Below are 19,742 nucleotides of genomic sequence, written 5' to 3'. Positions count from 1 at the left end.
TTGCGCCATGATCGTACTGGGCATCGAGACTTCCTGCGACGAGACGGGCGTGGCGCTGATCGACGCGGACCGGGGCCTGCTTGCGCACCGGCTGTACAGCCAGACTGACCTGCACGCCGTCTACGGCGGCGTGGTGCCGGAGCTGGCCTCGCGCGATCATATCCAGCGGTTGCTGCCGCTGGTACGCGCGGTGCTGGACGAGGCGGGCGTGGACGGCCACGACCTGGATGCGGTGGTCTACACCGGTGGGCCGGGGTTGCTGGGGGCGCTCCTGACCGGGGCCTCGGTAGCGCGCTCCCTGGCCTGGGGCTGGGGCATCCCGGCGCTGGCCGTGCATCACCTGGAGGGCCACCTGCTGGCGCCGTTTCTGGAGGATACCGGGCTCGATTTCCCGTTCCTGGTGCTGCAGGTCTCCGGCGGGCATACCCAGTTGATTCATGCGCGTGCCCTGGGCGACTACGACCTGATCGGCGAGAGCATCGACGATGCGGCGGGCGAGGCCTTCGACAAGACCGCCAAGCTGCTGGGGCTGGGCTATCCGGGTGGGCCGGCGCTCGCGCGTCTGGCCGAGCAGGGGCGCTCGGACGCCCTGCGCCTGCCGCGCCCGATGCTCGACCGCCCGGGGCTGGACATGAGCTTCTCCGGTCTGAAGACCGCGGTGCTGACCGCATTGAAGAAACAGGTCTACCGGCCGGAGGATGTCGCCCGCGCCTTCGAGGAAGCGGTGACCGACACCCTGGTGGAGAAGACCCGGCGCGGCCTGGAGCAAACTGAGGCCCCGGCGCTGGTGGTCGCCGGTGGCGTGGCGGCCAACACGACATTGCGCGCCGGGCTCAAGGCCATGGCGCAGCGTCAGGGGGTGCCAGTGTATTTCCCGCGGCCCGAATTCTGCACCGACAACGGGGCGATGATCGCGCTGGCCGGGCTGCGGCGACTGCAGGCCGGCCAGGTGACGGAAACCGGGGCGCCGGTGGTGGCGGCGCGGGCGCGCTGGCCGCTGGCGGAGCTGGCGCCGCCCGCGGTGGCATGAAGGGGGCTGCGGATGGGGCTGTAAACCCGTCCGCAGGCCGAAGGGTTATTCCTTTGGCGCCGCCGGGGCCTTGTCCTTCTGGCCGATCCGCGATTCCTCCCCGCGCATCAGGCGGCGGATGTTGCTGTCGTGACGGATGAACAGGATCACGCTCATCAGGGCCACGGCGGCACTGATCCAGTGGTCCATGCCCAGCAGGACCATGTACACCGGGGCCATGCCGGCGGCGACCAGGGCAGCCAGCGACGAATAGCGCCAGATGGCGGCAACGACCAGCCAGGTGAGCAGGACCAGGCCGCCGACCAGCGGGCTGATGGCGAGCATCACGCCCAGCGCGGTGGCCACGCCCTTGCCGCCCTGAAAGCGGTAGAACACCGGGAACACGTGCCCGAGGAAGGCGGCCAGGCCGATCAGGCCGATCGCCCAGCCGGGGAACAGGTCCAGTTGCAGGGCGACGAACACCGGCAGCCAGCCCTTGCCGACATCCCCGATGAGCGTGATGATGGCCGCCGTCTTGCCGCCCGATCGCAGTACATTGGTGGCGCCGGGGTTCTTCGAGCCGGTGGTGCGCGGGTCCGGCAGGCGCAGCAGCTTGCTGACCAGAATGGCCGTGGAAAGCGATCCCAGTAGATACGCGATGATGATGCCGATTGTGATGCCCATGAGCGGTCAGCCTGCCTGCGCGGATTGGCGAGAGGATTCGACCGCACATGATACGCAAGCCGGTGGCCGCCGTTCAGGGCGCTGACGTGCCTGCCGCGCAATCGCAGGGCGGTGCTCCGACGCTGGTGCTCCTGCATGGCTGGGGCTTCTCCGGCGCGGTGTGGGCGCCGCTGCGGGCCGCGCTCCCGGGTGCGACACGAGTGCTGGCGCCAGACCTGCCCGGGCACGGGGCCGCCGGTGATGGCGAGATGCTGGCGGATGCCGAGCGCACCGCGGCGGCGTTGATCGCTTCGCTGCCAGCGGATGTCGAGTGTCCGGTGTGGGCGGGCTGGTCCCTGGGCGGTCTGGTCGCGCTGGCCGCCGCGCGCCAGTGGTCGGGGCCCCAGGGGCTGCTGCTGATCGGGGCCTCGCCGCGCTTTGCGAAGGCCGACGACTGGCCGGCGGCCCTGCCCCCGGCCGAGCTGGAAGATTTTCGTGCAGCCCTCGGGGGTGGTCGCCGGCGGCTGGAGCGCCGTCTGGCGATGCTCTGTGCACGTGGCAGCCAGGATGCCGCTTCGCTCGCCCGCCGGCTGGTGGTGCAGTTACAGGCCGCTCCAGCCTCGCCCGAGGGCCTGGAGGCCGGCCTCGCGCTACTGGATGCGGCGGATCTTCGGTCCGTCTGGGCGGGCCTGGAGGCGCCGGCGGCAGCCTGGCTGGAGGCGGGCGATGCGCTGGTGCCGGCCGCCGTGGCGGAGGATCTGCACGGGCTGCGACCCGCCAGTCGGATCGTCCGCGGCGTGGGCGGCCACGCGGAGTGGTTCGCGCGCCCGCAATCCTTGGCCGGTTTGGTCGTCGAGTTCTTGAATCAGTGCAGCGCAGGGAAATCCGCATGAGCCGACCCGACAGTTTCGATCTCGACAAGGCGCGGGTCCGCGAGGCCTTCGCGCGGGCGGCCTCCACCTACGAGGAGCACGCAGTCCTGCAGCGCGAGGTGCAGGAGCGAATGCTGGGGCGGCTGGACTGGGTTCGCATGCAGCCGGAACAGGTTGTGGATCTCGGCTGCGGCATCGGCGAGGCCCTGGACCACTTGAGCCGCCGCTACCGCAAAGCCCGCCTGGCCGGGGTCGATTTCGCCCCGGAGATGGTCGCGCGGGCGCGCCGCCGCGGGCGCTGGCTGCGCCGGCCGCAGGTGGTCTGCGGCGATCTCGAGGCGCTGCCGCTGGCGGAGCAATCCTTCGACCTGGCGGTTTCCAGTTCCGCCCTGCAGTGGTGCGCCAGCCTGGATCAGGCCTTCATGGAGGTGCGGCGTATCCTGCGCCCGGGCGGGCTGTGGATGTTCACCACCTTCGGTCCTGACACCCTGCGTGAGCTGCGGGCCGCCTTCGCGACGGTGGACGGTGGGGCGGGGACGCATGTGAACGCCTTCATGGATATGCACGACATTGGCGATGCGCTGGTGCGCGCCGGGTTTGCCGATCCGGTGATGGACCAGGAGGCCCTGACCCTGACCTACCCGGATCTGACCGGGTTGATTCGTGACCTGCGCGGGGTTGGGGTGCGCAATGCCCTGTCGGGCCGGTCGCCCGGACTGTTCGGTCCGCGCCGCCTGGTTGCGGTGGCCGAGGCCTACGCGCGCGACTTCGGCGTGGAGGGTCGCCTTCCGGCAACCTGGGAGGTGGTCTACGGCCATGCCTGGGTGCCGGACGCCCCGCCGCCATCGCGCCCGGCGGGGCGGGTGATCCCGGTCCAGCCGATTCGTTGATCCAGATCAACGAAATCGGCCCGGCGCCCTCTCGCCTGGAGGTGTATGACCGATGTATTATCGAAGCGGTCAAAAGTTCCGCCAATCGCACTCAATATCCGAGTGACACAGGCGGTATTGGTTTTTTGTGGGCCCGGAATGGGGTAGAGTTCACGCCCCCGAACCATCGGGACATCCGTGTTCCCCGCAGCAAGGTGGAAAAGTCATGTCACAAGCAGCCACTACGGCGGGTGCCGCACCCGCAGCGTCAGTCGCGACTTCCGAGCAGTACAATTACGCGATCATCAAGCGGTTTGCCATTGCCGCCGTCCTCTGGGGCGTGTTCGGGATGGCCGCCGGCGTCTGGATCGCCTCGCAACTGGCGTTCCCGTTCCTGAATTTCGATATCGCGCAGATCACCTTCGGGCGTTTCCGTCCGGTCCATACCACGGCCGTGATCTTCGGGTTCGGGGGTAATGCGCTGTTTGCCACTTCTTATTACATCGTTCAGCGAACCTGCCAGACGCGCCTGTGGAGCGACTCCATGGCGAGCTTCACCTTCTACGGGTGGAACCTGGCGCTGATCCTGGGCGTGATCACCTACATGATGGGGATCACCCAGGGCCGCGAGTACGCCGAGTTCAACTGGCAGATCGACATCATCATCCTGGTCGTCTGGGTGGCCTATTTCATGGTCTTCCTGATGACCCTGCTGCGCCGTAACCAGCCGCACATCTATGTCGCGAACTGGTTCTTCATGGCCTTCATCCTGGCCACTGCGTTGCTGCACATCTTCAACAACATCCAGGTCCCGGTGGGCCTGTTCCATCCGCACTCCTACTCCATCTTCTCCGGGGTGCAGGATGCGATGACCCAGTGGTGGTACGGCCATAATGCGGTGGGCTTCTTCCTGACCGCGGCCTTCCTCGGGATGATGTACTACTTCGTGCCGAAGCAGGCCGGGCGTCCGATCTACTCGTACAAGCTGTCCATCATCCACTTCTGGGCGCTGGTCTTCCTGTACATGTGGGTGGGCGCGCACCACCTGCACTGGACGGCCCTGCCGGACTGGGTCTCCACCCTGGCGGCGACCTTCTCCATCCTGCTGCTGCTGCCTTCCTGGGGTGGCATGATCAACGGCATCATGACCCTGTCGGGCGCCTGGGATAAGCTGCGCACCGACCCGATCATGCTGTTCCTGATCACCGCGCTGGCGTTCTACGGCATGTCGACCTTCGAAGGTCCGATGATGTCGCTGAAGAGCGTGAACGCGCTGTCGCACTACACCGACTGGACCGTGGGCCACGTGCATTCCGGTGCGCTGGGCTGGGTGGCGATGATCACCTTCGGCTCCCTGTACCACCTGATGCCGCGTCTGTGGAACGTGAACCTGTACAGCCTGAAGCTGGTGTACGTGCACTTCTTCCTGGCGACCATCGGGATCGTCCTGTACATCACCGCGATGTGGGTGGCCGGTATCGGTCAGGGTCTGATGCTGCGTGCCTTCGACCAGTACGGGAACCTTGCCTACACCTTCACCGAGTCGGTGGTGTTCCTGCACAAGCCGTACGTGGTGCGCGCCATCGGTGGCGGGTTCTTCCTCGCCGGCATGCTGATCATGGCGTTCAACATCGCGATGACCGTTCGCTCGGGCATCAAGGCCGAGGCCCGCGAGGCCCAGGCTGCGTCCACCGAAGCCCGCACGGCCTGATTAGGGAGAGAATAGATCCATGAAGCATGAAAGCGTTGAAACCAATGCCGGCCTGCTGATCATCCTCACCCTTGCGGTGATCAGCGTCGGCGGCCTGGTCGAGATCGTGCCGTTGTTCTACATCGACGACACGATCGAGGAAGTGGACGGCGTGCGTCCCTACACCCCGCTGGAACAGCGTGGTCGCGACATCTACGTTCGCGAGGGCTGCTACACCTGCCACTCGCAGATGGTGCGTCCGTTCCGTGACGAGATGCTGCGCTACGGCCACTACTCGCTGGCGGCCGAGTCGCAGTACGACCATCCGTTCCAGTGGGGCTCCAAGCGCACCGGTCCGGACCTCGCCCGAGTTGGCGGCAAGTACTCCAACGAATGGCAGGTTCAGCACCTGATCAATCCGCAGTCGCTGGTACCGGAGTCGATCATGCCGGGCTACCCCTGGCTGGCGGAAACCCCGCTTGACTACTCCGATATCGACCGCCGGATGGTCGCGCTGAAGCGGGTCGGTGTGCCGTACTCGCTCACCGAAGAGGAATACGAGGCCAACGTCGAGCGCTTCGGCGAAGAACACGCCCGGATGTTCGATATCCGTGACGCCGAGGACAACCTGGTTCGCCAGGCCCAGGCGGGGAACTTCGACGGCAACCCCGGGACGGTCACCGAGATGGATGCAATCGTCGCCTATCTCCAGGTGCTCGGGACCATGGTCGACTTCAGCGAATACGACGACGGACACTTTGCCGAGTTCCGGTAAGGAGGAGCGGGTGCGAACATGATGGGACTGTGGGAATGGATCACGGACATGGGCAATAGCAAGATGGTCGCCCTGTTGCTCTTCATGGGCACCTTTATCGGGGTCGTGATCTTCCTGTTCGCCAACCGTCAGCGCGCCCGGAAGTTCGAGACGTATCGCTATATTCCTCTGGATGACGATGATTCACATCGGGAGCCCGTGGCCCGGCGTGACAAAACCAAGAGTGACGAGCAATGAGCACACAGGACAACCGCGAAAAGGACCCGAACCAGGTCGAGACCACTGGGCACGTCTGGGACGGGAACCTCCAGGAATACAACAACCCGCTCCCGCGCTGGTGGCTGTGGGGTTTCTACGCCACGATCGTGTTTGCCGTGGTGTACTGGCTGATCTACCCGGCCTGGCCGATCGGTGACAGCTTTACCAAGGGCTTCAACACCATCACCTTCGAGCAGGGTGGCGAAGAGCGCACGATGCACTGGAACACCCGTGCGCTGCTGGCCAAGGACATGCAGACCGGCACCTACGCGGTGCGTCAGCGCGAGATGCTTGAACAGGTGGCGGCCCAGGATTACGAAACCATCCTGCAGGACGCCGAGAGCATGAGCTTCGTCAACGCCTACGCCCAGGGTTCCTTCGGCACCTGGTGTGCCGCCTGCCATCAGGTTGGCGGTGCCGGCGTGGTCGGGCAGTACCCGAACCTGCGCAACGACCACTGGAAGTGGGGTGGCACCGTGGAGCAGATCGAGGAAACCCTGCACCAGGGTCGCCTGGGCTACATGCCGGGCTACCGCGACACCCTCGACGGCGACCAGCTCAACCAGGTCGCAGCGTACGTGCTGTCGCTCAACGGCTACAGCGTCGACCAAGGTGAAGCGGACGCCGGCGAACGCATTTTCACCGGTACCGACGGCGGCTGCTTCCAGTGTCACGCCATGGATGGCCAGGGTCTGGCGTCCCAGGGGGCTCCCAACCTGACCAATGATCTCTGGGGTCTGGTGGACGTGCGCGGTGCGGAAAGCGATAGCGAGCGCCAGCGTCTGGTGGCGAACTTCATTCGCAACGGCGCCCAGCGCGAGATGCCTGCGTTCGGGGACCGTCTGTCCGATGCCGAGATCAAGATGCTGACGGCCTACGTGCATTCGTTGGGTGGCGGGCAGTAAGCGCGAATCTGTTGACCGTATGGTGAGCCCCGGGGCCGGGCGCTCGCCGCGATAACTACAGGGGTGCCCGCCGGGTTGTTTGACGCCCGAGGGCGCCCCTGCTTTTTGGAAGGAACCCGATCCCAGGGCGCGCCTTGCGGCCGCCCCACTCTGCCGGATTGAACTCCGGGAGGTTTTGATGTCCCAGGCCCAGCCGTTGTACGAGGCACGCATCCCGATCCATCCGCGGTCGGTCAAGGGGCGTTTCCGCAATCTGAAGACCGGCATCCTGTTGCTCGCCTACGGTGTGTTTTTCGGCCTGCCCTGGATTCGTTGGGAGCGCGAATACGGCCCCAATCAGGCGGTCTTGTTCGACATCCCGGGCCGGCAGTTTCACATCTTCGATCTGGTCGTCTACCCGCAGGACATCTTCTGGCTGGCCGGTTTCCTGCTTGTGGCCGCCTTGCTGCTGTTTTTCGTCACGGGCGTCGCCGGACGGGTGTTCTGTGGCTATTTCTGCTTCCAGACTCTGTGGACCGACGTCTTCATGTGGCTGGAGCGCAAGATCCAGGGTGAACGGCCCGCCCGCCTGCGCCTGGCCAAGCAGCCCTGGACTGGCGAAAAGCTGTTCAAGTATGGGTTGACCCACCTGTCCTGGCTGCTCGTGGCCTTTGCCACCGGCCTCGGTTTCATCCTGTACTGGGGGAATGCCCCCTCGATCGTGAGCGACTTCTTTACCGGTCAGGCGGTCTACGCGGCCTACCTGACTGCGGGCATCCTGACGGCCACGACCTACACCTTTGCCGGATTGGCGCGCGAACAGGTCTGCACCTTCATGTGCCCCTACGCCCGGTTCCAGAGCGTGATGTTCGACCGCGACACCATGATCGTGTCGTATGAAGAGGCGCGCGGGGAAGGTACCGCCGGGCGCTCCAAGGTCAAGGCCGGTCTGAAGACCCGCGAGGAACGCCAGGCCGCCGGGGTGGGTGACTGCATCGACTGCGGCTACTGCGTGCAGGTGTGCCCGACGGGCATCGATATCCGCGACGGGCTGCAGTTCCAGTGCATCCACTGCGCACTTTGTATCGATGCCTGCGACACCATCATGGACAAGCAGGGCTGGCCCCGCGGCCTGATCACCTATACCTCCGAGCGCGAGCAGGAGGGCGGGAAGACCCATGTCCTGCGGGGCAAGACCCTTGGCTACGGGGCCGCCGTGCTGATCGTGGTCGTGGCGCTGGTCGGCAGTATTCTCGGGCGCCCGCCGGTGGACGCCAACGTCAACCAGGTGCGCCAGCCGCTCTACGTCCAGATGTCCGATGGTCGCACCCAGAACGGCTACGAGATCCGCCTGAACAACACCGCGGATCGGGAGCTGGACTTCGAGATCGGCCTGGCGGGGCTGGAGGGCGCCGAACTGGATCTGGGCCAGGTGGAACGCATCCGTCTGGAGCCCGGTGAGCGGCTGACCGTCGTGGCGCGTGTGCGCCACGACGTGCCCGCCGGTACTCCCTCGCCGCAGCCTTTCCGCTTCGTGATCACCGACCGCGAGGGCCATATCGAACCGCTCGAGGTGACCTCGCAGTTCAGTCACCGCTAGCAAGCGTTGCCGTCAGCCACCGGCGAAGAAACAGTAACCGAGCTGCCGGAACTCGCGCGGCACACCGCAAGCGCCTAGCTTGCGTTCACGCAGGAAACGAAGAAAAGCATATGAGCAATCTCGTCATTACCCTCGGCATCGGCAGTGCGGCACTGGCCATCCTGTTCGCCCTGATCTACCGCTTCACGCGGTTCAAGGCCTACAGCACCTCGGCCGTGGTGGTCGCGCTCATGCTGTTCGTGTTTATCCCCTATTCGATCCTGACCTGGCAGGGGGCCGACGTCTTCGCCATTCATCTGGCACTCTACATCATCGTGCCTTACGGCCTGGGGATCGTGTTCACCCAGAAGGAGGCCGAGGTCGAAAGTGGTGGCAAGGCCAAGATTGGGCGCCTGCACTGGGCCCCGTTGGTGTTGGTGGGTTTCTTTACCATGGTCGCCTCGGTGCAGGCGGTCCTGATCACACTCGCCCATAACGGGATGCCGCAGCAGTTCATCGGCTCGATCCTGCCGGAGCCGGAGAACCGGGCCGAGCGCGTGACCTCCGCTTTCCCAGGCACTGTGGCCGGAATGGAGAGCCGCAAGCAAGCGCTCGCCGTGCACCGCGTCTCGGAGCTGCAGGAGCAGCGACAGAAGGGCTGGCAGGTGCGTCAGGGCTGGGTTGACCGACCCACCGAGGGCGAGACCGCTACCCTGCAGGTCGAGGTGCGCGATGCGGACGGCGAGCCGATCGACGATGCCAGCATCCGCGGCCTCTTCATGTGGCTGGCCGACGAACGGCGCGACCAGGGTTTCGAGATGCAGGCGATGGGCGAGGGCATGTATCAGGTCGAAGTGGCGCTGCCGGCACCGGGGCGCTGGGATCTGCGCTTCCAGGTCCAGCACGATGGGCAGCTTCTGGAGCAACAGGCACGCACGCGCGTGCGTAGCGCCCAGCCCGGTTAGCCCACCGCGCTCCCGCCGTGGCGCTCGCGTCCGACTCGCAGGGCCCGGCAACGCCCGAGGCCGAGGCCCGTTGTTTCCACTGCGGCCTGGAGGTACCGGTAGGCGCCTGCTACCCGGTGACGTTCGAGGGCCGCGAGGAACCCACCTGCTGCCCCGGCTGCCAGGCCGTGGCCAGCGCGATCATCGAGCGTGGCCTGGGGGCCTATTACCATCACCGTGATGCCCCCCCGGCGGACACCGGCAGCCCCCTGATCCCCGACGAGCTCCGCGAGCTCGAACTGTTCGATCACCCCGGCGTCCAGCAACAGTTCGTCGCGCCCGCCGGCGCAGAGGGCGACCGCCGTGAGGCCGCCCTGATGCTCGAGGGCATTACCTGTGCGGCCTGCGTATGGTTGAACGAGCGTCATGTCCAGGCCCTTCCGGGCGTGGAGAGCTTTCGCGTGAATTACTCCACCCATCGCGCGCAGGCCGTCTGGGACCCCGAGCGGATTGCCCTGTCGGATATCCTCAAGGCGATCCGCGACATCGGGTACCACGCCCATCCCTACGACCCCGGAACCCGCGAGCAGGCGATCGCCCGCGAACGGGGCCTCGCCTTGCGCCGGATCGCCGTTGCCGCCCTGGGGATGATGCAGGTGATGATGCTGGCCGTGGCGCTCTGGCTGGGCGCCGAGGACACCGAGCACGAAGACCTGCTCCAGTTCATGCGCTGGGTGGCGGCGGCGCTGACCACGCCGGTCGTCCTGTATTCCGCGATCCCGTTCTATCAAAGCGCCTGGCGCGACCTGCGCCATCGCCAGCTGGGGATGGACGTGCCCGTGAGTCTGGCGATCATCGTGACCTACCTGGCCAGCCTGTACGCGGTCATCCTCGGGACCGGCGAGCACGTCTATTTCGAATCGGTCGTGATGTTTGTCTTCTTCCTGCTCACCAGCCGCTATCTGGAGCTGATCGCGCGCCAGCACGCCAGCCATGCCATTGACCGCCTGGATCGCCTGGTTCCCGCCATCGCCAATCGTCTGGATGCAGCCGGGCGCGTCGAGGCGGTCCCGGTCGGCGAGCTGGTGCCGGGGGATCGGGTACGTGTTCGCCCGGGCGAGACCATGCCCACGGACGGCGTGGTGTGCGAAGGCGAGTCGACGGTCAATCGTGCCCTGTTGACCGGCGAGCCCGAGCCGCACGCGGTGCGCATCGGGGATCCCGTGACCGGCGGGACCGTGAACGTCGATGGCCCACTCGCCATCGAGGTCCAGCGCGTCGGTGCCGAGACGACCCTGGCGGCGATCCAGCGGCTGCTCGATCGCGCCCAGACCGAGAAGCCGCGGATGGCCCGGATCGCCGAGGCCGGTACCGGCTGGTTTGTGGGTGCCGTCCTGGTCCTGACAGCGCTGGCGGGTCTGGTCTGGTATGCGTGGATCGATCCGACGCGGGCCCTCTGGGTCATGGTCGCCATGCTGGTCGCCACCTGCCCCTGTGCCCTGGCGCTCGCGACGCCGGTCGCGCTGACAGCCACCACCGGCGCGTTGTCGCGCCTCGGTCTGCTGGTTACGCGCGGCAGTGCCCTGGAGACCTTGCCGCGCGTCGATATGGTCTGTCTCGACAAGACCGGAACCCTGACCGTCGGCATGCCGCGTCTGGTGGCACAATCCGAGCTGCAGCCCGCGCCCGAGGGGGCTGACTGGCTGAACTGGGCCGCCGCGCTCGAGGCCCATTCCGAGCACCCCCTGGCACGCGCCCTGGTCGCTCCGGCCAAGTCCTCATCGGTGGTCGCTAGCGAGGTTCGCAACCTCCCCGGGCGTGGCCTGGTTGGCCACATAGAGGGCCACCGTGTGGCCATTGGTGGATCGTCGATGTTGCCGCAGCGCGGTACGCCCAGCCCGGAGCCACCCCTGGGCTATCCCCTGGCCACCCCGGTCTGGCTGGTGGTCGACGACCAACCGGTCGCCCTGTTCTGGCTGGCCGACACTCCGCGTCCCGGGGCGCGGAACGTGATCGCCGATCTGCAGCGGCGCGGGTTGCGGGTGGTCTTGCTGACCGGGGACCGCCCGCAGGCCGCGCAGGCCTTCGCGGCGGAAATGGGCATCGCCGAAGCCGAGGGTGGCCTGACCCCGGAGGGGAAGCTCGCCTATGTGGACGCTCGCCAGGCAGAGGGCCGGGTGGTCCTGATGGCCGGCGAGGGCATCAACGATGCCCCGGTGCTGGCCGGGGCCGACGTATCGCTGGCGATGGGTGGCGGCACCCAGCTGGCGCAGAATCAGGCCGACCTGGTCCTGCTCTCGGATCGCCTGGAACACCTGCCGCAGGCGCTGGACCAGGCGCGCCACACGCGGCGCGTGATCCGGCAGAACATCGCCTGGGCAATCGGCTACAACCTGGTGGCCCTCCCGGTGGCCGCGGCGGGGCTGCTGACTCCCTGGCTGGCAGCGCTGGGCATGTCGCTCAGCTCGTTGCTGGTGGTTGGCAATGCGCTGCGCCTGCGTCCGGGGCGCGACGTGATGGACACAGGCGCCGAGTCGTCGGTGCCGTCCGGAGAGGCCGTGCGCGATCCGGCGTCACGGCCACCCCCGGTTTAAGCCGTTCGCGCGCCTGGGTACACTGGAAGCATGTCAATCCTCTACCTGTTGATCCCGCTGGCCATGCTGTTCGCCCTGGTGGTGGGCGTGGTGCTGTTCTGGGCCATCCGCTCGGGGCAGTACGACGATCTTCAGGGCCCGGCGCATCGCATCCTGATGGACGATGATGACCCGCGTATCCCGACCGGATCCGGCGAGGAGGCCCCTCCCGACGCGACCGGTGGGGGTCGGAAAAAGTCCCAGCGCTGACCTCGGTCGAACTTGCACCGCGCTGCGGACCCGCTTACCCTTTGCTTATTCTGGTTGAAATTTCCCGAGGACTTCGAGATGCGCGAGTGGTTTACTTTCCCCAACTTTCCGCTGACGTTCACGGTCGGCCTGATCATCTGGTCCTGGATTAGCTTCTTCTCGGTGATCCTGTTCGGCTGATCGGGCATGGAACCGTGCCGGGTGCCGGGCTTGGTCCCGCTGCACCCGGCAACAAAAAGGCCCCGGCTGATGCCGGGGCCTTTTTCGTTCGGGGCCCCGGTTTCGCGAGGGTGCGAAAGCGTCAGTCGTCGAAGGCGGCCCGGATGCGCTTGATCGCGCTGTTCTCGATCTGGCGGATGCGCTCGGCCGAAACGCCGTACTCCGCGGCCAGCTCGTGCAGTGTCGCCTTCTGGTCGGCCATGTAGCGGCGCATCAGGATGGTGCGCGAACGCTCGTCCAGTTCGCCCAGGGTCTCGCTAAGGCGTTCCTGATAATGACGGTCCCAGTCCTCGTCCTCGGTCACATTGGCGGGGTCGTCGCTCAGGTCCTCCAGGCTCAGGCGTTCCGACGGGGCCTGATAGCCGTATTCATCGTCGGCTTCGGGGCCCGGGTCGAAACTCGCATCCTGGCTCGAGAGGCGGCGTTCCATCTCCCAGACGTCCTTTTCGGAGACGCCCAGATCCTGCGCCACGGCGGAGACCTCGGCATTGGACAGCCAGCCGAGACGCTGCTTGGCACTGCGCAGGTTGAAGAACAGCTTGCGCTGGGCCTTGGTGGTCGCGACCTTCACGATGCGCCAGTTGCGCAGGATGAACTCGTGGATCTCGGCGCGAATCCAGTGCACGGCAAAGGACACCAGGCGCACGCCCTGATTCGGGTCGAAACGGCGGACGGCCTTCATCAGGCCCACGTTGCCTTCCTGGATCAGATCCCCCAGAGGCAGGCCGTACCCCTTGTAGCCGCGCGCAACGTGGATCACGAACCGCAGGTTGTGCAGGATCAGCTGGCGTGCCGCATCCAGGTCCTGGCGCTCGTGCAGCGCCACGGCCAGTTCACGCTCGTGCTCGGCGTCCAGCACCTCGATGCGGCCAACGGCCTGCATGTAGTGATCGAGGTTGCCCACCGGTACGGGCATGTCGATGCGTGGAGTGGTCAGGGCCTGGTTCATGCGTGGTGTTTCCTCCCGATTCATGACTCTACATTAGCAGTCTGTGAATAGGAGTGCTAAACCCTGCGAAGGTTCCGGACGTTTCGCCCGGGACGCGTCTCCCTAAGGGGCATCCCGCAGGGCATGGCCGCTGCCCAGCCGGGCGCCCAGCCAGCCGAGGAGGAGTCCGGCCAGGAGCAGGGCCAGGAGATGGTTGGCCCCGGGCAGGGACAGCCCGAATTCGAGATCGAACGCGCCCGCGGCCTGTTCCAGTGGCGCCCGGCTCAGGCCGATCCCGATGAGCAGCAGGATGCCGGCAAAAACGCCGCCACCCAGGCCGGTCATCACGCCACCGTAGAGGGAGGGTCGACGCAGGAACCGGTGGGTGGCCCCGCTGATCCGCGAGATGGCGATCTCTTCCCGGCGTTCGCGCAGCTCCGAGGCAGTCGCCAGGGCCAGGATCAGCAACGCCCCCAGCCCCAGCAGGGCGCCCACCACCGACAGGATGCGCAGCCCCAGCTGGTGCAGGCTGTTCAACTGCCGCACCCAGTCGTCGTCGCTGACCACCGCCGCACCCGGTACGGTGGCCGCAAGCGCCTCGCGCAGCGCCGCAACCGTCTCGGGATCCGCGGTCGCGGGGATCACATCCACCACGTCCGGCAGCGGGTTTTCGTCCAGCCAGTCCAGCAGGCCCGGGTCGGCCAGGCCCTCGCGATAGCGGGCCAGGGCCTCGTCGGCATCGATCCAGATCCAGCGTTCTACCCGGGCATCGGTCTCCAGGTGGCGTTCCAGATCCGCGACCGTGGCCGCCTCCACGCCGTCGAGGTAGAGGGCGATGCGTGGGTCATGGTCCACGTGGGCGGACAGGGCGCGGGCGTTGTCCAGCAGAACCCAGAGGTAGGCCGGCAGGGCGAGGATGAAGCCCAGCACGGCAATGCTGATCAGGCTCAGAACCGGGGCCTGCAGGCGGCGCTGCAGGCTGCGCCGGGCGGCATCCCGATGGGCCTCCAGCCAGGCCGGCACGGTGTCCTGCAGGCGACGGCCCGGCTTCATGCCGGGGCCCCCGCGGCCGCACGGGCCTCGATGCGTCCGTCTTCCAGGTGCAGGACCGGCTTGCCCATGCGCTCGACCAGGCCGAGGTCATGGCTGGCGATCAGGGCGGTCATGCCGACCCGGTTGAAGTCGTCGAACAGTTGCAGGATCTCGCGCGACAACGCCGGATCGAGGTTGCCGGTGGGCTCGTCTGCCAGCAGCAGGACCGGCCGGTGGACGATGGCCCGGGCAATGCCCACGCGTTGTTGTTCGCCCGCCGACAGGGTGCGCGGGTTGACCCCCTCCTTGTGCAGCAGCCCGACCTTGTCGAGCGCTGCGCGCACGCGTTTGCGCATCTCCGGGCGGCGGTAGGCGAGGATCTCCAGCGGCAGGGCGACGTTGTCGAACACCGGGCGGTCGAACAGCAGGCGATGATCCTGGAACACCAGCCCGATACTGCGGCGAAACCCCGGAATCGCGCGGTTGGAGAGGCGGTCGAGGTCGTGGCCGTTGACCCGGATGCGCCCGCGGGTCGGGCGCTCGAGCCCGGCGATCAGGCGCAGCAGGGTGCTCTTGCCGGCGCCGGAGGGCCCGGTGATGAAGGCCATCGCACCCGGGTCCACGCGCAGGCTGACGTTGCTGAGCGCCTCGGACGCGCTGCCGAATCGCTTGGTGACGCGTTGCAGACGAATCATCCGGTGTGCTCGTCAGTCGCTATCGCGGCCGAGCAGGGCGCGCACAAAGGCGCGGGCATCGAAGACCTGTAGATCCTCGGCGTTTTCCCCGACCCCGATGAAGCGCACCGGAATGCCCAGCTGTTCGGCCAGCGCGAACAGCACGCCGCCCTTGGCCGTGCCGTCCAGCTTGGTCACGACGATTCCGGTCAGGCCCAGGGCCTCGTGAAACTGACGGGCCTGGTTCAGGGCGTTCTGGCCGGTGCCGCCGTCGACCACCAGCAGGACCTCGTCCGGGGCGTGTTCGTCCAGCCGGCCCATTACGCGCTTCACCTTGCGGACCTCGTCCATCAGGTTGGTCTGCGTGTGCAGGCGCCCGGCGGTGTCGGCAATCATCACGTCGATGCCGCGCGCCTGCGCGGCCTGCAGGCCGTCGTAGACCACCGAGGCGGAATCTGCCCCGGTGCCCTGGGCGATCACCGGAGCGCCATTGCGCTCGCCCCAGGTCTGCAATTGTTCCACCGCCGCGGCGCGGAAGGTGTCGCCGGCCGCCAGCAGCACCGAGCGATCGTCCGCCTGCAGGTGATGGGCCAGCTTGCCGATGGTGGTGGTCTTGCCGGCGCCGTTGATACCGACGACGAGGATGGAGAAGGGGCGTTCGGCCTCCGGGATCTCCAGGGGGCGCGAGACCGGCTCGAGGATCTCGATCATGGCCGCCTCCAGGGCGTCCATCAGGGCCTCGGCATCATCCAGTTGTCCGCGTTTCACCTCGCGGGTGATACGATCCATGATCCGCTGGGTCGCATCCAGGCCCACGTCCGCGAGGAGCAGGCGTTCTTCCAGCTCCTCGAACAGTTCGTCGTCGATCTTGCGCCGGAGCAGCGCCCCCAGGTCGCCGCCCAGGACCTGCCCGGTCTTGGCCAGGCCCTTGCGCAGGCGCTGGAACCAGCCGCCGCGGGCGGGCTTCTCCGGCTCGCTGCCAGGTGCCTCCGCGTCGGGGGTGGCCGGGTCTTCGGACTTCTTTTTGCGGAAACCGAACATGCTCGATGTGGTCAAGTAGAGAGTTCGCCAATGCTAGCACGAGGATTCATGAATCATGCGCGGTAAAAACCTGGTCACAGTGCTCGTTACGGCGTTTGTCTTTGCCTGGCCCGTCGGGGTCCTGGCCGCGACGCCCGAGATCGAATCGAAGGTGGTCGAGACTACGCTGGACAACGGCCTGACGGTCCTGGTGCTGGAGGACCGGCGTGCCCCGGTGGTGGCCAACATGGTCTGGTACCGGGTCGGGTCGGCCGACGAGCACAGCGGCGTGACCGGCATCTCGCACATGCTGGAGCACATGATGTTTCGCGGGACCGAGCAGTATGAGCCCGGCGAGTTTTCGCGCATCGTTTCGCGTCTGGGCGGGCGCGAGAATGCCTTTACCGGCCGCGACTACACGGGTTACTTCCAGATCATCGGGCGTGATCACTGGGAGACCATGATGGCGATGGAGGCGGAGCGCATGCAGCACCTGAAGCTGCAGGAAGACGAGTTCCGTCCGGAGTTGAACGTGGTAAAGGAAGAGCGCCGTCTGCGCGTGGAGGACCAGCCCAACTCTCTTGTGCGCGAGCAGCTGATGGCCACGGCTTTCCTCAATCATCCGTATGGCAATCCGGTGATCGGCTGGATGAGCGATATCGAGGCCTACACCCTGGAAGACAATCAGGCGTGGTATGACCGCTATTACCACCCGAACAACGCGGTGGTCGTGGTGGTCGGCGATGTCGATGCCGAGCGGGTCATCGAGGCGGCCCGGGAGCATTTTGGGGACATCCCGGCGGGTGATCTCCCGGAGACGAAGCCGCGCGCCGAGACGCCGCAAAAGGGCGAGCGCCGCATCACCGTCGAGGCCCCCGCAGAGCTGCCCTACCTGCTGATGGGCTGGAAGGCGCCGGTTCTGAATACCGTGGACGACCCGGTGGATGTCTACGCACTGATGGTGGCGGCCGGGATCCTGGATTCCGGTGAGGCCTCGCGCTTTGCCCGCGAGATCGTACGGGGCGAAGAACTGGCCGGCGCGACCTCGGCCCGCTACAGCCCGTTCAGCCGGCTGGATGACCTGTTCATGATTGCGGCGGTGCCCACGGCGGCCACGGATGTGGAGACGCTTGAGGCGGCCCTGCTGGAGCAGGTGGAGCGGCTGAAGGACGAGCCGGTCAGCGACAGCGAACTGGAACGGGTGCAAGCGCGGGTGATCGCCTCCGAGGTGTATCAGCGTGACTCGGTGCGCTCCCAGGCCTTCCAGCTGGGCATGCTGCAGATCATCGGCGTCGGCTGGCAGGAAGGCGATCGCTTCGTCGAGCGCGTGCGTGCGGTGACTGCCGAGGATGTGCAGCGCGTGGTGCGCGAGTACCTGGTGCCGGAACGACGCACGGTCGGCATTCTCGATCCGCAGCCCCTGGATGGTGACGACCCGCCCGATCCGGGTGCGGTAGAACCCTATGGCGATACCGCGGGGGGTATGTAATGACGGGAGGCAACATGATGCGAACGGGATTCCTGGTAGCCCTGGTCGGTCTGCTGGCGCTGGCGCTGCCGCTGCCGGCCCAGGCAGTGGAGATCGAGGAGTGGGAGACCGACGAGGGGCTGCGCGTGCTGTACGTGGCGGCGCCGGATTTGCCGATGGTCGACCTGCGCTTGACCTTCGACGGCGGGGCCTCGCGCGACGGCGACCAGAATGGCCTGGCCTCGTTGACCAGCAGCGCCCTGCAGCATGGCACGGCGGAGATGGATGCGGACGCGCTGGCCGAGGGTTTCGAGTCGGTGGGCGCGCAGTTCAGCACCACCGCACTGCGCGACATGGCCATCGTCAGTCTGCGTAGCCTGACCGAGCCGGACTGGATGGATGCGGCGCTGGAGACTATGTCCGCAGTCCTGGCCGAGCCCGCCTTCCCGGAGGCCGATTTCGATCGAGCCCGGCGCCAGGCCCTGCAGGGGCTGCAGCGCGAGCGCCAGGATCCCGGGAGCGTTGCCACCCGGCGTTTCTACGAGTTGATGTATGGCGATCACCCCTACGCCAACTGGCCGGGCGGCGAGCGCGAGACCCTGGAGGCGTTGCAGCCCGCGGATGCCCGCGCGTTCTACGAGCGCCACTACACCACGGCCAACGGCGCCCTGGCGATCACGGGCGGGCTGAGCCGCAGTGAGGCCGAGGCTGCGGCGGCACGCATCTCCGCCGCCCTGCCGCAGGGGCCTGCGGTGGAACCGCTGCCCGCGGTGGAACCGCGCGAGGACCCGGTCGAGGAGCGTATCGACTTCCCTTCCGAGCAGGCCCATATCCACATGGGGGCCCCGACCCTGCGCCGCGGCGAGGATGACCACTATGCCCTGACCCTGGCCAACCATGCCTTCGGCGGGGGCGGCTTTATCTCGCGCCTGTTCCTGGAGATTCGCAGCGCGCGCGGGCTGGCCTATTCGGTCAGCAGCCGCTTTCAGCCCATGGCGGTCGAGGGTCCCTTCCGTATCGGGATGCAGACCGGGGTCGATCAGGCGGACGAGGCGGTGACCGCGCTGCGCGAGGAACTCGAGCGCTGGCATGCCGAGGGTATCGATGCCGACGAGCTGGAGGCCTCGCGCGAGAACGTGGTCAACAGCTTCCCGCTGTCTTTGGCCTCGAACAGCGACATCGTCGGTCTGCTCGGGATGATCGCCTTCTATGATCTGCCGCTGGATTATCTGGAACGCTACATCGAACGCATGGAGGCGGTCGAGCTGGATCACCTGAACGCGCGGCTGCGCGAGCGCATCAACCCGGAAGCGATGGTCACGGTGATCGTGGGTGGCCAGGAGTAGGCGCGCCCCCGCCGGACGCCCCGCGCGCATCCGCATCATCGGCGGCGCCTGGCGCCGCCGCTGGCTGCCGGTGCTCGGGGTCGGCGGGTTGCGCCCGACCGCGGACGCCCTGCGCGAGACCCTGTTCAATTGGCTGCAGCCGCGACTCCCGGGCGCGCGCGTGCTCGACCTGTTCGCCGGCACCGGGGCGCTGGGGCTGGAAGCGGCCTCGCGCGGGGCGGACTCGGTGCTGCTGGTCGAGCGCGATGCCCGTGCCGCGGCCCAGCTTCAGGCCAACTGCGAGACCCTGGGGGCCGAGCAGGTGAGCGTGCGCCGGGATGACGCCCTGCGCCTGCTGGCCGGGGAACCGCCAGGCGGGTTGCCCTTCGATCTGGTGCTGGTGGATCCGCCATTCGGCCAGGGCCGGGTGGCGCCGGTGCTGGAGGCCCTTCGCGCGCACGACTGGCTGCACGCGGACAGCCGGATCTACGTGGAAATCGAGTCCGAGGCGGACCTCGATTTCCTCGCTGCGGGTGGCTGGGAGATCGAGCGCGAGCGTCAGGGCGGGCAGGCCCGTGCCCTGTTGCTGGCCCGTGCTCCAGTCGCCGAGGCGGCGTAATATGGCCTCGGATATGGCGCAGGATATGACGCCGGGTGCGAAGCCCTTCACGTTTTTGCAGTCGGAGCAGT

At 67.1% G+C, this 19,742-nt stretch carries 19 protein-coding genes; 14 read left to right on the top strand and 5 right to left on the bottom strand.

The genetic code is table 11. The features are described 5' to 3' along the window. Positions 1–7 precede the first annotated feature (7 nt). On the top strand, positions 8–1,030 hold the full coding sequence (gene tsaD / locus D573_RS0101565; protein WP_018937422.1) for a tRNA (adenosine(37)-N6)-threonylcarbamoyltransferase complex transferase subunit TsaD: 1,023 nt from the start codon (positions 8–10) through the stop codon (positions 1,028–1,030). 45 nt (positions 1,031–1,075) lie between these two features. Here tsaD and plsY read toward each other — a convergent pair whose 3' ends face one another. Then, complete coding sequence (plsY, locus tag D573_RS0101560) at positions 1,076–1,693, bottom strand: glycerol-3-phosphate 1-O-acyltransferase PlsY (RefSeq protein ID WP_018168903.1); 618 nt, start codon at positions 1,691–1,693, stop codon at positions 1,076–1,078. A 47-nt stretch (positions 1,694–1,740) separates the two neighbouring features. Here plsY and D573_RS0101555 point away from each other — a divergent pair, with 47 nt between their 5' ends. The 10 genes from D573_RS0101555 to ccoS all read left to right on the top strand — a co-directional run bounded on the left by D573_RS0101555 (position 1,741) and on the right by ccoS (position 12,386). Next, a complete protein-coding gene (locus D573_RS0101555; protein WP_018937421.1) occupies positions 1,741–2,565 on the top strand; it encodes an alpha/beta fold hydrolase in 825 nt (274 codons plus the stop codon). After that, complete coding sequence (gene bioC, locus D573_RS0101550) at positions 2,562–3,434, top strand: malonyl-ACP O-methyltransferase BioC (RefSeq protein WP_018168905.1); 873 nt, start codon at positions 2,562–2,564, stop codon at positions 3,432–3,434. Before D573_RS0101555 ends, bioC begins: the two co-directional genes overlap by 4 nt. A gap of 205 nt (positions 3,435–3,639) precedes the next feature. Beyond that, positions 3,640–5,124, top strand: a complete 1,485-nt coding sequence (gene ccoN / locus D573_RS0101545; protein WP_018939160.1) for a cytochrome-c oxidase, cbb3-type subunit I — start codon at positions 3,640–3,642, stop codon at positions 5,122–5,124. Positions 5,125–5,143: 19 nt separating this feature from the next. After that, entirely contained in the window at positions 5,144–5,878 is a 735-nt protein-coding gene (gene ccoO / locus D573_RS0101540; protein WP_018937419.1) for a cytochrome-c oxidase, cbb3-type subunit II, read from the top strand. Between the two features lie 18 nt (positions 5,879–5,896). Continuing rightward, complete coding sequence (locus D573_RS0101535) at positions 5,897–6,115, top strand: cbb3-type cytochrome c oxidase subunit 3 (RefSeq protein ID WP_018145085.1); 219 nt, start codon at positions 5,897–5,899, stop codon at positions 6,113–6,115. Beyond that, positions 6,112–7,041 carry a cytochrome-c oxidase, cbb3-type subunit III gene (ccoP, locus tag D573_RS0101530; protein WP_018937418.1) on the top strand — a complete coding sequence of 310 codons (930 nt, stop codon included), beginning with the start codon at positions 6,112–6,114 and terminating at the stop codon, positions 7,039–7,041. Before D573_RS0101535 ends, ccoP begins: the two co-directional genes overlap by 4 nt. 178 nt (positions 7,042–7,219) lie before the next feature. Further along, positions 7,220–8,620 carry a cytochrome c oxidase accessory protein CcoG gene (ccoG, locus tag D573_RS0101525; RefSeq protein ID WP_018937417.1) on the top strand — a complete coding sequence of 467 codons (1,401 nt, stop codon included), beginning with the start codon at positions 7,220–7,222 and terminating at the stop codon, positions 8,618–8,620. Positions 8,621–8,730: 110 nt separating this feature from the next. Continuing rightward, positions 8,731–9,564 carry a FixH family protein gene (locus D573_RS0101520; RefSeq protein WP_018168910.1) on the top strand — a complete coding sequence of 278 codons (834 nt, stop codon included), beginning with the start codon at positions 8,731–8,733 and terminating at the stop codon, positions 9,562–9,564. A gap of 17 nt (positions 9,565–9,581) precedes the next feature. Then, the gene (locus D573_RS0101515) at positions 9,582–12,137 is read left to right on the top strand and encodes a heavy metal translocating P-type ATPase (RefSeq protein WP_018937416.1); all 2,556 of its coding nucleotides are present in this window, start codon (positions 9,582–9,584) and stop codon (positions 12,135–12,137) included. A 30-nt stretch (positions 12,138–12,167) separates the two neighbouring features. Continuing rightward, positions 12,168–12,386 carry a cbb3-type cytochrome oxidase assembly protein CcoS gene (gene ccoS / locus D573_RS0101510; protein ID WP_018937415.1) on the top strand — a complete coding sequence of 73 codons (219 nt, stop codon included), beginning with the start codon at positions 12,168–12,170 and terminating at the stop codon, positions 12,384–12,386. 301 nt (positions 12,387–12,687) lie between these two features. Here the strand turns inward: ccoS and rpoH are convergent, their stop codons facing one another. From rpoH to ftsY, 4 genes are all read right to left on the bottom strand, one after another. Then, a complete protein-coding gene (gene rpoH / locus D573_RS0101500) occupies positions 12,688–13,554 on the bottom strand; it encodes an RNA polymerase sigma factor RpoH (protein WP_018145092.1) in 867 nt (288 codons plus the stop codon). A 102-nt stretch (positions 13,555–13,656) separates the two neighbouring features. Beyond that, the gene (locus tag D573_RS0101495; RefSeq protein WP_018937414.1) at positions 13,657–14,586 is read right to left on the bottom strand and encodes an ABC transporter permease; all 930 of its coding nucleotides are present in this window, start codon (positions 14,584–14,586) and stop codon (positions 13,657–13,659) included. Beyond that, the gene (ftsE, locus tag D573_RS0101490) at positions 14,583–15,260 is read right to left on the bottom strand and encodes a cell division ATP-binding protein FtsE (RefSeq protein WP_018145094.1); all 678 of its coding nucleotides are present in this window, start codon (positions 15,258–15,260) and stop codon (positions 14,583–14,585) included. Before ftsE ends, D573_RS0101495 begins: the two co-directional genes overlap by 4 nt. A gap of 12 nt (positions 15,261–15,272) precedes the next feature. Next, on the bottom strand, positions 15,273–16,280 hold the full coding sequence (gene ftsY, locus D573_RS0101485; protein ID WP_018937413.1) for a signal recognition particle-docking protein FtsY: 1,008 nt from the start codon (positions 16,278–16,280) through the stop codon (positions 15,273–15,275). A 55-nt stretch (positions 16,281–16,335) separates the two neighbouring features. On the opposite strand from ftsY, the gene D573_RS0101480 reads away from it, so the two are divergent. From D573_RS0101480 to rsmD, 3 genes are read left to right on the top strand one after another with little or no spacing between them, the layout of a single operon-like run. Then, on the top strand, positions 16,336–17,748 hold the full coding sequence (locus D573_RS0101480) for a pitrilysin family protein (protein ID WP_018937412.1): 1,413 nt from the start codon (positions 16,336–16,338) through the stop codon (positions 17,746–17,748). Positions 17,749–17,762: 14 nt separating this feature from the next. Then, positions 17,763–19,073, top strand: a complete 1,311-nt coding sequence (locus D573_RS0101475) for a pitrilysin family protein (protein ID WP_018937411.1) — start codon at positions 17,763–17,765, stop codon at positions 19,071–19,073. Then, positions 19,060–19,671 (top strand): 16S rRNA (guanine(966)-N(2))-methyltransferase RsmD, encoded by a 612-nt coding sequence (rsmD, locus tag D573_RS0101470; protein WP_018937410.1) that lies wholly within the window; start codon positions 19,060–19,062, stop codon positions 19,669–19,671. The genes D573_RS0101475 and rsmD overlap by 14 nt, the downstream gene beginning before the upstream one ends. Positions 19,672–19,742: the final 71 nt, after the last annotated feature.

This window comes from Thioalkalivibrio sp. AKL9 (assembly GCF_000377825.1).
Taxonomy (GTDB): Bacteria; Pseudomonadota; Gammaproteobacteria; order Ectothiorhodospirales; family Ectothiorhodospiraceae; genus Thioalkalivibrio; species Thioalkalivibrio versutus.
Note: the sequence above shows the minus strand (reverse complement) of the source record. Positions and strands in the feature narration are given on the sequence as shown.